At 43.5% G+C, this 12722-nt stretch carries 11 protein-coding genes and 1 tRNA gene; 3 read left to right on the top strand and 9 right to left on the bottom strand.

The window, feature by feature from the left end:
- Positions 1-10 precede the first annotated feature (10 nt).
- Complete coding sequence (locus tag PSBA01_RS08575) at positions 11-1249, bottom strand: argininosuccinate synthase (protein WP_093071329.1); 1239 nt, start codon at positions 1247-1249, stop codon at positions 11-13.
- A 293-nt stretch (positions 1250-1542) separates the two neighbouring features.
- Here PSBA01_RS08575 and pyrC point away from each other — a divergent pair, with 293 nt between their 5' ends.
- The 3 genes from pyrC (at position 1543) to PSBA01_RS08560 (ending at position 4164) form a co-directional block, all read left to right on the top strand.
- Positions 1543-2613: a dihydroorotase gene (gene pyrC, locus PSBA01_RS08570; RefSeq protein WP_093071330.1), complete on the top strand. Its 1071-nt coding sequence runs from the start codon at positions 1543-1545 to the stop codon at positions 2611-2613.
- Between the two features lie 164 nt (positions 2614-2777).
- Complete coding sequence (gene rnt, locus PSBA01_RS08565) at positions 2778-3557, top strand: ribonuclease T (RefSeq protein WP_223333204.1); 780 nt, start codon at positions 2778-2780, stop codon at positions 3555-3557.
- A 531-nt stretch (positions 3558-4088) separates the two neighbouring features.
- Positions 4089-4164, top strand: a tRNA-Glu gene (locus tag PSBA01_RS08560).
- Positions 4165-4434: 270 nt separating this feature from the next.
- Here PSBA01_RS08560 and PSBA01_RS08555 read toward each other — a convergent pair.
- The 8 genes from PSBA01_RS08555 to kdsA all read right to left on the bottom strand — a co-directional run bounded on the left by PSBA01_RS08555 (position 4435) and on the right by kdsA (position 12697).
- Positions 4435-5043: a BLUF domain-containing protein gene (locus PSBA01_RS08555; protein WP_093071331.1), complete on the bottom strand. Its 609-nt coding sequence runs from the start codon at positions 5041-5043 to the stop codon at positions 4435-4437.
- A gap of 359 nt (positions 5044-5402) precedes the next feature.
- Positions 5403-6137 (bottom strand): 2-C-methyl-D-erythritol 4-phosphate cytidylyltransferase, encoded by a 735-nt coding sequence (gene ispD, locus PSBA01_RS08550; RefSeq protein WP_093071333.1) that lies wholly within the window; start codon positions 6135-6137, stop codon positions 5403-5405.
- Between the two features lie 130 nt (positions 6138-6267).
- On the bottom strand, positions 6268-6576 hold the full coding sequence (locus PSBA01_RS08545; protein WP_093071244.1) for a septum formation initiator family protein: 309 nt from the start codon (positions 6574-6576) through the stop codon (positions 6268-6270).
- A gap of 161 nt (positions 6577-6737) precedes the next feature.
- Complete coding sequence (gene eno / locus PSBA01_RS08540) at positions 6738-8054, bottom strand: phosphopyruvate hydratase (RefSeq protein WP_058024089.1); 1317 nt, start codon at positions 8052-8054, stop codon at positions 6738-6740.
- A 325-nt stretch (positions 8055-8379) separates the two neighbouring features.
- Positions 8380-10737: a heavy metal translocating P-type ATPase gene (locus PSBA01_RS08535; RefSeq protein WP_186473910.1), complete on the bottom strand. Its 2358-nt coding sequence runs from the start codon at positions 10735-10737 to the stop codon at positions 8380-8382.
- A gap of 345 nt (positions 10738-11082) precedes the next feature.
- Positions 11083-11307, bottom strand: coding sequence for a heavy-metal-associated domain-containing protein (locus PSBA01_RS08530; RefSeq protein ID WP_071002129.1), 225 nt, complete (start codon positions 11305-11307; stop codon positions 11083-11085).
- A 232-nt stretch (positions 11308-11539) separates the two neighbouring features.
- Entirely contained in the window at positions 11540-11794 is a 255-nt protein-coding gene (locus PSBA01_RS08525; protein ID WP_093071246.1) for a heavy-metal-associated domain-containing protein, read from the bottom strand.
- Between the two features lie 27 nt (positions 11795-11821).
- Positions 11822-12697 (bottom strand): 3-deoxy-8-phosphooctulonate synthase, encoded by an 876-nt coding sequence (kdsA, locus tag PSBA01_RS08520; RefSeq protein ID WP_093071247.1) that lies wholly within the window; start codon positions 12695-12697, stop codon positions 11822-11824.
- Positions 12698-12722: the final 25 nt, after the last annotated feature.

The raw sequence follows: 12722 nt of genomic DNA, 5'->3' as shown, positions 1-12722 counted from the left end.
ATCGAAACGCTTATTTAGACAAATCGCGACCACGGCTAGCTTCGATAGCCAAACGCAGACCATTTAGACGGATAAAACCTTCTGCGTCTTTTTGATCGTAAGCACCTGCATCATCTTCGAAAGTTGCAATTTTTTCGTCAAATAACGAATCATCTGACTTGCGACCGACGACGCTCACAGCACCTTTGTATAATTTTACACGTACCGTACCGTTGACGTATTCTTGTGATTTGTCAATCAATGCCTGTAGCATCATACGCTCAGGGCTGAACCAATAGCCATTGTAGATGGTTTTTGCATAGCGTGGCATGAGCTCATCTTTTAGGTGGGCAGCTTCACGATCAAGCGTTAGTGACTCGATACCGCGATGGGCTTTTAGCATAATTGTGCCAGCTGGCGTCTCGTAGCAACCACGTGACTTCATGCCAACATAACGGTTTTCAACGATATCTAAACGGCCGATACCATGTTTACCGCCGATTTCATTCAGCTTAATCATGACTTCATAAGGCTTTAGGGCTTCGCCATCGATAGCAACGATATCGCCTTTCTTGTATTCTAGTTCTAGATATTGCGCTTCATCAGGCGCGTCTTCTGGGCTGACAGACCAGCGCCACATGTCTTCTTCTGCTTCAGTGTACGGCTCTTCTAGAACACCACCTTCATAAGAGATATGTAACAAGTTGGCATCCATTGAATAAGGAGATTTTTTCTTATTGCCTGCATAATCAATAGCGATGTCATGCTCTTTGGCATATTGCATTAAGCTTTCACGGCTTGATAAATCCCACTCACGCCAAGGAGCAATCGTTACCACGTCTGGTGACAAAGCGACAGCACCTAGCTCAAAACGAACTTGGTCATTCCCTTTACCAGTTGCGCCATGACTGATGGCATCGGCATTGTGTTCTTTAGCAATCTCAACCAAACGCTTTGCGATTAGTGGACGAGCGATAGACGTACCGAGTAAATACTCACCTTCATAAATGGCATTGGCACGGAACATCGGGAATACGTAATCACGGGCAAACTCTTCACGCAAATCTTCGATATGGATGTGCTTGATACCCATTGCTTGAGCTTTGGCTCTTGCTGGCTCAACTTCTTCGCCTTGACCGATATCAGCGGTAAAGGTGATCACTTCCGCATCATAGGTTTCTTGCAGCCATTTAGCGATGATTGAGGTATCAAGACCACCTGAGTATGCCAATACGATTTTATTAATATTTTTTGGATCAAGTTGAGCCATGAAAAACTCCTGTTATGAGAATTTAGTTTTAGTAAACGCGCTAAGATCAAATCGTAAGCAAGTTAAAAAGAAATTACCTGCTCAGTGTACATCATATTTACTATAGGCAAAAGTCTAACTGCCATAAGGCGTGTGCTTTTGGCTTAAATCTTAAAAAGGGTTAAATAGTACTCAATGAATTATGTACAGATATTTCGCCTTATATTTAGTCAACTGGGCAAATCTGTTATGATAGTCGCACAGTATTATCCTCTTTTTTTCCTTTATTTGACGATATAGAGCGCTTTGACACTATGACTGATTCGATTAGAGAATTAACCATCCTTCAGCCAGATGATTGGCATATTCACTTGCGCGACTATCAGGCTTTGAGCACCACTGTGCCGCACGCAGCAGGTAGCTTTAACCGTGTGATCTGTATGCCAAACCTGGTGCCGCCAGTCAAAAATGCACATGATGCGCAGGCCTATCGCGCGCGTATCATGGAAACTTTGGCAGCAAGCGATTTAAGTCTTGAGCGAAAATCAGCCTTTGATCCACGTATGACTCTGTACTTAACGGACAATACCACTGCTCAAGATATCGAATTGGCCGCACAGTCAGGCATCGTACAAGCGGTCAAACTTTATCCTGCTGGAGCGACCACCAACTCTGCCGATGGTGTGACCAATATCAATGCCTGTGTCGATGTATTTGAAGCACTAGAAAAGCACAATTTACCACTATTGATACATGGTGAAGTGACGCAAGACCATATAGATATCTTTGATCGCGAAAAACGCTTTTTAGATGAAGTGTTGGCGCAAATCATCGTCAAATTTCCAACATTAAAAATCGTGGTAGAGCATATAACGACCAGCGATGCAGCAGATTTTGTATTGGCTCAAGGCAACCATGTTGCTGCTACTATTACGCCGCAGCATTTAATGTTTAATCGCAACCATCTATTAGTTGGTGGTATCAAACCGCACTTTTATTGCTTACCTATCTTGAAGCGTGAAAGCCATCAAAAAGTCCTGTTGGATGTGGCCACGAGTGGTAATCCAAAATTCTTCTTGGGTACCGACTCTGCGCCACATGCTACCGACAAGAAAGAAGCCGCTTGCGGCTGTGCTGGTTGCTATAGTTCAGCAACTGCCCTGCCGTTATATGCCACTGCGTTTGATAGCGTTGGCAAAATAGATAAGCTAGAAGGATTTGCCAGTCGCTTTGGCGCGCAGTTCTACGGTCTACCTCTAAACGAGAGTACCATTACACTTGTCAACACGCCTATGCAAGTACCAAACGACTACCCTTACTTTGATGGTGCATCATTAACGCCGCTCATGGCAGGTGAAACGTTACCTTGGTCGCTTAAGATTTAGTAGCCACACAGCCTAGCACTAACAAAGCAACCTATTATTTTTTCTATAATGCCAATGATACCTTTGTACTAAACCTCATTAGTGCAAAGGCGTTATCGATGTTATGAAATAATGATGTGCAATTCCATATACCAGCACGACTGATAAAAGTGATTGAACTTGATATGACCAATCAAAATACAGCAACCTTGCCTGACGCAGATGTCTCAAATTCCACGGATGACGACCTGAACGTAATTCCAAGTGCTGCTACTGAAGACAAGGGCGACGATGAGCAAACACCCTTGAGTCTAAAAGACCGATTTCGTAAGTTTTTGCCTGTCGTCGTCGATGTCGAGACAGCGGGTTTTAACTCTCAGACTGATGCGCTATTAGAAATCGCCTGTATCCCTGTACTACTTGATGAACATGGCGTATTTTACCCAGGTGAGGCATTCAATGCGCATATTGAACCATTTGAAGGGGCAAATTTAGAGCCCAGTGCCCTTGCCTTTACTGGCATCGATCCTAACAACCCAATGCGCAAAGCCATTGCTGAAGATGAAAAAACGGCCCTTCGCCGTATCTTCAAAGGCTTAAAAGAAGTACGCCGCGAAGAAGAGTGCCGTCAATGTGTTCTGATTGGACACAACGCGCATTTCGATTTGGCATTTCTAAATGCAGCTGTGCTACGTACCAATAGTAAAAATCACAATCCTTTTCACAATTTTTCAGTGTTTGATACCGTGACTTTGTCTGCACTGGCATTTGGACAAACTGTACTAGCACGGGCATGTAAGGCAGCAGGACTCGAGTTTGATGGTAAAAATGCTCACTCAGCACTGTATGACACTCAAAAGACAGCCGAGCTGTTCTGTCACATACTCAATAATTATCCTATGCTCGCTAATGCGATGCACAATGAAGAAGCTACAGAAGCATCAGCTGATAACGATAGTGAATAAGTCACATATCATATATTGCCAATCATAAATAATAGTGCTATTTGTAATATTTGATGACTTTGACATCTTGATTTGATAATCAATAGGGATATGATTGATATCACGATAAGCAGATGGAATTATTTTGTATAATAATAAATGTCATATTTTTGGACGGCTAATATGACTACTTAAGATGAATGTCGCGCTTAAGCGATGCAGTTATATCCTATAGATAGTTCAAGTTGCTCACTCTGCCTTGTTAGCGAATACTATCGAGGCCTAATAGGAGGGACTTTATTATGGATCCACAACTTAAGTTATGGGGAACCATCCTAGGCTATATGTTGCTCGCTTTAACTATTAGTGTTTGTACTTCCCTATGGATTCGGTATCATTTAAAGCGCAATGATCTCCATCCTCGCCGTGCAATTAAAAAAAGATATTTAATTTTAAAAAGACGTAGAAAAAGGCTTGACAGGAAACGCAGACGCTACTAAAATACGCACCACTTCAGCATAAATGGTGAAAACAGTTGAAGTGTTGTTACTAGTCCCCATCGTCTAGAGGCCTAGGACACCGCCCTTTCACGGCGGTAACGGGGGTTCGAATCCCCCTGGGGACGCCACTATTTGGCGTCACTTGTTAGCACTCAATAAGACTAACAATGGTACCACCGAAACCCCCACTCATAATATGTTATGAGTGGGGGTTTTTATGTCTGCTCTTAATATCCAAGCTAGTTGTTTAAATAGAAAAAGCCAGCATTGATTCAATGCTGGCTTTTTCTTGTTTGTCTGCTCAACTAGATATAATTAGTATTTAGCTCGATGAGCAATCGTATGAACATACTTAAAATCATAAGAGAATTAACGCCTATAACTATATTATTTATTGATTACAGCATTAGCCATAGCAATGTGGCAGCTATCATCAAGCCGAGTACCGTCTGAATTAAAAAGAATGCTTGGTGTTGACCAACGACCTTACTCAACGTCACGCCTAGCGTACTGTATTTGACAGGAGGCGTATCAACGTTACCTGTTCTCGTTTGCTCTTCATAGTAGCCCTGCAATATGTCTAAGAACTTCTGCCACTCATTAGAATCCCACTCATACGGCTTAAATGGCATTAACTTTTTAAGCTCAGGCTCTTTAGTCATCCAACGCTCAAGGGTAATTGAACGTAATGACCAACTGGCAAAACGACGTTTGGTAATCTCAGAAAAATCTAAAACCTTCAATTCTTTATGTCGATCATCTATCAACAAACGATTTTTTAGGTTGGTTAGTGCCTGCTCTGAGCCTTCGACACACTGCAAAAAGTAGCCATTGCCATAGCAAAGAATACCCGTGATATTATCTATTTGATTGCGTTCGACCGAGGTCTCTGAGATATCATTAAGCGTGCTAGGACTTGAAAGACCAGTAGAGGTAATCCGGCTTATATATACAAGCTGGCAGAGATCTGTCGTTACTGGATTTGTTGAATCGTTGATTGTTGACAATCAGCTTCTCCCTATTATCAGGTAAATGTCGCTAAAACAATCATGCTAACTTCAGAAAATATAGAGACAACATAACTAAGCGTAATGAATCGATCTGATATATTATTGATTTTATAAGTTTTTTTATATTAATTGTATTAAGTTAGTTACATCATAGGTTAGATTGGTCATCAAAGCAACCTTTTATTAATTGATAGTCTTGCTTATATACAAAAAACATGTTTTAAATATATATTATATATTAAATTAATATATTTTAACTTTTATTGAATCTAAAACTTGCCGTGAAATTGATGCGATATTGACAGTCATTACCTTGAGCTATCTGATATAAATACGAAGCAAATCTATAGATTTGATTAATGTGAGAATTGGATATCAAGAATTGCTGCCAGTAATATGGCATCATCAGGATACGTAAGCTTGATGTTTTGTCGACTACCCGGCACCAAACGTATAGGTAGCGCTAAGTGCTCAAAAGCACTGGCTTCGTCTGTGATGCTAAGCTGATGTTCAGACACATAGCGTAGGACGCGTTTTAGCTGACCTAAACGAAAAACTTGCGGGGTTTGGGCTTGCCATATGTTGCTACGGTCAATAGTGCATTTCGCATAAGGAATGAGTCTATCTTTCTCAGTAGGTGTGATTTTCTGATGGGAGGTCTTCAACGTATCGGCCACCGGTGTCGCTAAAATAGCACCATAAGGCTCCCTCATCGCCGCTTTAATAACTCGATCGACATCTACACTCGGTACAGCGGGACGTGCCGCATCATGAATGAGTACTAAATCCGAATCATCGGCGCCTGACTCACTGATGGCCTCTACCCCTGCCTGCACTGATTGCCAACGCTCGGCCCCACCAACTGCGTAATATATAGGAAGCTCAAACTCTAGCTCCTGCGCTGTGCTGTCGTCTGCTGCTACGACCAATAGGCATTTATTAATATAATCGCTATGACCAAGCCTAGCCACGCTGTGCTGCAACAACGTCTGCTCTTGTAGCATTGTGTACTGTTTGGCAATGGATGCACCAAAACGGCTGCCGCGACCAGCTGCGACAATCATGGCATGTATATTAGGAGTTTTATTCATAGTGTGATACCGATGGTTGAACCCATGACGATATATTTAAAGAGAGATAGTGAAAATGATAAGAATGACGGATGGCTTTATAATAAATGATAATGCTTGATATCACATCATACAGATCGATAGCTATAGCTTAATAGCTACTATGCGTCGTTGGTGCAGTTGATACTTGGACAAAAGTTTCATTTGGTTTGATTAAGCCCAAATCTAAGCGAGCGTGCTCTTCTACCGCCTCAAGTCCAGTTTTTAGATCTTGCACATCGGTACGTAATAGATTGTTTGCTGCCACTTGGTTATCATTTAAGCGTTGTTGCTCTTCAATTTGAGCCGTCAACTTGCTATGTTCAAAATGGCCATTTTCCCCCAGCCAATACTGATATTGCAATCCCAAAAGCACTGCAACGGCTAGAGCAAGTAGTATAAATTGGCTAAAATATTTCATAAGATGACAACGCCAAACAACATAGAAAGAATGATATAAGAGTTTTAAGATAATTAGGCGATACACAAATGATTATATATCGCCTAGATTCAATGATAAGTTCGGCTTTTGAGCTTAGACTTTTTGACGCATATTACACGTTAAAAAGCCAAGTCAGTCTGTTAACCACGTAGACCGATAAACTCTTCACGGCCACGGTAGCTTGCACGTACTTGCTGCTCGATACGTAGCAATTGGTTGTACTTAGCAACACGGTCTGAGCGGCATAGTGAGCCTGTTTTGATCTGACCGGCAGCGGTACCAACTGCTAAATCCGCAATGGTGCTGTCCTCAGTCTCACCTGAACGATGTGAGATAATCGTGGCATAGCCATTTTTCTTCGCCATATAAATCGCATCTAGCGTCTCTGACAATGTACCGATTTGGTTGAACTTAATCAAAATGGCATTGGCAATATGCTTATCAATGCCTTCTTGCAAGATTGTAGGATTGGTCACAAATAGATCATCACCGACCAACTGGACTTTATCACCAATCTGCTCGGTCAGATACTTCCAACCATCCCAATCTGACTCATCAAGACCGTCTTCGATAGAGATAATAGGATACTGACGCGTGAGCCCAACGAGATAGTCTGAGAACCCTTGGCTATCAAAGGCCTTATTACCTTCGCCTGCCAAGACGTATTGACCGTTCTTGTAAAATTCACTAGCCGCACAGTCTAGCGCAAGATGAATGTCTTCACCCGCTTTGTAGCCGACTTGTTCGATCGCCTGCATAATAACCGTGATGGCTTCTTCGTTGCTACGTAGATTTGGTGCAAAACCACCTTCATCACCAACAGCGGTATTTAAGCCTTGTGATTTCAATACAGACTTTAAGCTGTGGAAAATCTCTGTACCAGCACGCAGCGCTTCTGAAAAGCTGGTAAAGCCAACTGGCTCAATCATAAACTCTTGAATATCAACGGTATTGTCCGCGTGCTCGCCACCATTTAGGATGTTCATCATTGGCACAGGCATGGTCAATGACGTCTGATTACGCAAGTTAGCAATATACTGATGCAATGGCAGATTCTGTGACTTGGCAGCCGCTTTGGCCGTCGCAAGTGACACCGCTAGCATGGCATTCGCACCAAGGCTCTCTTTGTTTTCTGTGCCGTCTAGCGCAATCATGGCATCATCAATACCCTGCTGTTCAGTCACATCTTTATCAATCAAAGCACTGCGAATCTGACTGTTGACGTTGGAAACGGCTTTTTTAACGCCTTTACCCATATAGCGAGATTTGTCGCCATCACGTAACTCAAGCGCTTCACGTGAGCCTGTGGATGCGCCACTTGGCGCCGCAGCACGGCCGACAGTGCCATCAGCTAAGATCACATCAGCTTCGATAGTTGGGTTGCCGCGCGAGTCTAAAATTTCACGAGCGCGAATGTCTTTAATTGCGGTGACGTTGTTGGTTTCTTCAGCGTACATAATGTCTGTTAATTCCTTTGGTCATGCCAAGTTTGTGAGATAAATAACGGCAGCTAGCATACAAAAAAGATAAAGAAAAATATCATATAGCCAATATACCTAGAATCCCTTCAAGCCTTTCTGCCATATGGCTGTATTTGCATATGAAGGAAGGCTTATTGAACAGATTAACGGTTGGCTATCGTGCTTGGCATCATAGCATATATTTTACCAAACTTCCCTTATCTTACACTGACTTGCGGTCATAAATATCATCATAGATAGGTATATCTCAAATACTCGTTTGGTCTACGTTGATGAAATATCAGTGCTAATACAGCAATTATTATTTCGCTAAACGCGTTTCATTGGTGTGCGGGTCAGATACCGTATTCTCAAGCGCAACCTCTGTCTTAAATCGTGTCAAGCGTAATGCATTCATCAAAACTGAGATGGAGCTGAGTGCCATCGCTGCTGCTGCAATCATCGGATTTAAGAAGCCCAAAGCGGCAAGCGGGATACCAAGGCAGTTATAAATGAAAGCAAAAAACAGATTTTGTTTAATATTGCGTAGCGTTGCTTGGGCAATCTTCTGCGCCGCATCAATATGCATGAGCGACTCGCCCATTAGACGGGCAGAAGCGCTGTGCTGCGCGACATCTGTTCCCTCAAACATTGCAAAGCTGGCATCGGCAGTGGCCATCGCTGGCGCATCATTGACCCCGTCTCCTGCCATCGCCACCTTATGACCAGCAGTTTGCAGCCGTGCAATTTGACTGGCCTTATCGCGTGGACTCATTTTGCCGTAAGCTTTTTCAATACCCAGCTGCCCTGCCACATGATCGACGACCGACTGCTTATCACCACTCATCAAGATCACATTAATACCCGCATTTTGTAGCGCAGTGATTGCTTGCGGGGTATCCGCTTTCAAGTCATCTGCTAAGGCAAATGCGCCTAGTGGCTCATCATTGATACTAATGGCAACGGTACTGGCAATTTGCCATACTTTTGGCATCAGCTTAGGTAACGTCATATTAGCAAATTCAGCCGTCCCGACGTTTACTCGTCCAAGTCCTTCGATGTTTGCCTGTATACCAGATCCTTTTATCACACTGATATCAGTCACATCGAACAAAGACAGCTGACGCTCTTTAGCCGCGTTGGTCAAAGCAGTTGCCAATGGATGACTGGCATGTGCTTCGACACTGGCGGCGATCTGCAAGACATCATTAACAGCGATCGACTTATCCATCATGACATGATCGACGATAGTGGGTCTGCCAATGGTCAGCGTGCCTGTCTTATCGAGCACCACCGTGTCAATATTCCCTGCCGCCTCGAGACTTTGCGCGTCTTTGAACCACACGCCATGACGCGCCGCAACCCCCATACCCGCCATGATAGCTGCTGGTGTGGCCAAACCAAGGGCACAAGGGCATGCAATGACCAATACTGATACGGCGTGCATCAAGGCAGTATCGACCATACCAGTCAGCCACCATGTTAGGCCAAAAGTAACCAACGCAATAGTGACCACGATTGGCACAAACACAGCAGTCACTCTATCCGCCAATCTTGCCAAGTTAGCTTTTGAGCCTTGCGCATCACTCAATGCTTGTACCATATCGCCCAGCTTGGTGTCACTACCCTTGGCACTGACGCGATAGAGCAAACTACCATTCTCCACCAAAGCACCTGCCAGTAATCCATCGCCCACTTCTTTTTTAAGGGCAATTGACTCACCTGTTAAGTGACTCTCCACGCACCAGCCGCTACCATCTGTGACGATGCCATCGGTCGCGATACGGCTACCTTGCTTGGCACGTAGGATGTCACCTACTTGTACATCAGACAGTGCAATAGAGTGAAAATCACCATTTGGCTGCTGCTGCTCGACTTCATCAGGCGTTAATGACAATAATAAATCAATGCTGTTGAGGCTATGCTTCTTGGTACGTTCCTCTAAGTATTTACCAGTCCGCACAAACGCAATGACCATCACCCCTGCTTCAAAATATACGGCTGGGCTATTACTAGCACCGTGTCCGCCCATGTGTCCACTTTGCAAGAGGCTCCCCAAAGTGCCATCGCCATGAGTAAGCCACAGATAAGCCGAATATGCCCATATCGTCACGGTACCAATCACCACCAGTACATCCATATTGGCAAGACCGCCTTTGATGGATGCCCATGCGCTCTTATAGAATGGTAACGCAAAGCCAAACTGTACAATCGTCGCTAAAATAAACTGAATCCAAATGGGCGGCATCCACGCCATCCCAGCACCCACCAACATGCCTGCCATACCCACCAAAAATGGCACCAAACACAACCATAAACCAATCAATCGCCATGGATATTGGGTGGCTGTGTCTTCATCTGTTTTTGCAAATAAACTGTCGCTGGCCTGTAGATTGGCAACAAAACCCGTCTTGTTTACCCATTCTGTGACCTGTTCTGGCGTCGTTTGCGTCGGATCATAATCTACATTTGCCGTCTCACCAGCAAAATTCACACTCACTTCATACACCGAAGGCTTTTTATTCAGCACCTTTTCGATTCGTGAAGCACAGGCCTGACACGTCATGCCATCAATCGCCAATTGCAGATGCGCACGTTGCGGTGCAAGTGGCGTATTTGATTGAATGTCAGTCTCGACATCGTAGGATCCATCACTAGTGGTACGGGTAGTATCATTCATAAAAATAACTCTTTATAGCGTCTATATACTCATAGAAGCCATAATAAAATATCAGTGGATTGACAAAAAAATCAAATGAAACAAGTAAAACACGATAACAATCAGTATGAATACGCTGTTTAGGCTACCCAGTTATTATAGACAGACATATTGCAATATATTCAGGTAGCACCTATTAGATGGTCACAACCATCATCTATTCAAGTAAGCCTCAATCATTTAGTAAATAGCAGCAAACTAGGACAGCCATGGACGTAATCTATAGTCAGAATTTTTAACCATTAAAAAACCAGCTAACATGCCAGTAATAACATGGTAGCTGGTTTTGTAGATAGATGACGACATTTATGAATTAGCGACAGTCGCCTCAAATCCAGCCTCATCAATGGCCGAAGCAATCGCTTCTGCACTGGTTTTGCTATCATCAAAGGTGACCGTCGCTAGATTGTCAGCTAGATCAACGGTGATCGTATCTAAACCGTCGATGTCGGCAGTAGCAGTATGTACACTTGCCACACAGCCGCTGCAAGTCATGCCATCAATTTGAATAATACGTGTTTGGCTTGCCATGGTTAGCTCCTTATTTTTATTAGTGAAAAGTAGCCTTGATAGCTGTTCTTCAATATTTACTTCTCAAAACCTATCAAAGTACCACTAAACAAGCATAAGCCCTATCATCAGCGACAGCAAGACACTTTGGTTGTTACTTTATTAACGAGATGCTATTAACAAGACAGGAACTTCTTAATAAAAACCTGAACGCTACTCATTGCTTATGTAGCATTCAGATCGTCCATATATCTTAGTCTCTATGATGCGGATTTTGCGGCGCATCGATAGGAAATGGCTGAGTCACATAATCAACCATACTAATCGCCGCCGTCAAAGCATGAATACTCGTATCCGTATCATCATAACTGACCGTTGCAACATCATGCACAGGATCTAGATCGATAGCAGTCACGCCTGAGATATTCTTAAGAGCGGTCATTACACTATCTAGACCATCTTCATCGTCGATATTTTCTATACTGACTTGTGCGGTTTGAATCGCCATTGCATCACCCTCTTATCATTTATAATATCAATGAGTATCTAATGTCTCAAAGCCTTTGACCAAATCATCAATTTGCTTAAGCTGACGCAAAAACGGCTCTAGCTGGCTCATGCGCAGCGCACATGGCCCATCACATTTCGCCGTTTCTGGATTTGGGTGCGCCTCTAAGAAAAGCCCTGCCAATCCTGTCGCCATACCAGCACGTGCCAGTGTCGTAATCTGCTCACGGCGCCCACCTGCACTGTCACTACGCGCGCCTGGCTGCTGCAAGCTATGTGTCACGTCAAAGAATACGGGGATATCCATCTGCTTCATGGTATCAAATCCGAGCATATCAACGACTAAGTTGTTATAACCAAAGGCGCTGCCACGCTCACAAAGTATCAGCTTATCATTACCGCCTTCTAGACACTTATTGACAATATGTCGCATCTCATGCGGCGCCAAAAACTGTGCCTTTTTGATATTAATAATCGCGTTTGTCTTTGCCATCGCATGAACCAAGTCCGTCTGACGTGACAAAAAAGCTGGCAACTGGATAATATCAGCAACTTCAGCGACTGGTGCTGCTTGATGAGGTTCATGTACATCAGTGATAATCGGTACTTGGAATTTTTCTTTGATTTGCCCGAGCCAATCGATACCTTGCGCGAGTCCCGGCCCTCGGTATGAATGCAGGCTTGAGCGGTTGGCTTTATCAAAACTCGCTTTAAACACATAGCCGATACCCAAGCGCTCACATATCTCAACGTATTGCTCAGCAATCTCAAACGCCAACTCTTTAGATTCTAAGACGTTCATCCCACCAAATAATACAAAGGGTTGATCATTACCAATGTTGATCGTCTTATTATTAGGCGTGTTAAGTGCAATGTGTGATTGCGCCGTTAATAGGTTTTCCATTTAGCCACTACCTCTTATTTTGTTA

It is taken from the genome of Psychrobacter sp. KCTC 72983 (assembly GCF_014280455.1).
GTDB classification, from domain to species: domain Bacteria; phylum Pseudomonadota; class Gammaproteobacteria; order Pseudomonadales; family Moraxellaceae; genus Psychrobacter; species Psychrobacter pacificensis.
This window is presented reverse-complemented; position numbering and strand designations above follow the sequence as displayed.

Excerpts from the sequence above, each read along its gene's own strand:
- PSBA01_RS08575 (WP_093071329.1), bottom strand. The coding sequence starts at position 1,249 with ATGGCTCAACTTGATCCAAAAAATATTAATAAAATCGTATTGGCATAC.
- pyrC (WP_093071330.1), top strand. The coding sequence starts at position 1,543 with ATGACTGATTCGATTAGAGAATTAACCATCCTTCAGCCAGATGATTGG.
- rnt (WP_223333204.1), top strand. The coding sequence starts at position 2,778 with ATGACCAATCAAAATACAGCAACCTTGCCTGACGCAGATGTCTCAAAT.
- ispD (WP_093071333.1), bottom strand. The coding sequence starts at position 6,137 with ATGAATAAAACTCCTAATATACATGCCATGATTGTCGCAGCTGGTCGC.
- PSBA01_RS08545 (WP_093071244.1), bottom strand. The coding sequence starts at position 6,576 with ATGAAATATTTTAGCCAATTTATACTACTTGCTCTAGCCGTTGCAGTG.
- eno (WP_058024089.1), bottom strand. The coding sequence starts at position 8,054 with ATGTACGCTGAAGAAACCAACAACGTCACCGCAATTAAAGACATTCGC.
- PSBA01_RS08535 (WP_186473910.1), bottom strand. The coding sequence starts at position 10,737 with ATGAATGATACTACCCGTACCACTAGTGATGGATCCTACGATGTCGAG.
- PSBA01_RS08530 (WP_071002129.1), bottom strand. The coding sequence starts at position 11,307 with ATGGCAAGCCAAACACGTATTATTCAAATTGATGGCATGACTTGCAGC.
- PSBA01_RS08525 (WP_093071246.1), bottom strand. The coding sequence starts at position 11,794 with ATGGCGATTCAAACCGCACAAGTCAGTATAGAAAATATCGACGATGAA.
- kdsA (WP_093071247.1), bottom strand. The coding sequence starts at position 12,697 with ATGGAAAACCTATTAACGGCGCAATCACACATTGCACTTAACACGCCT.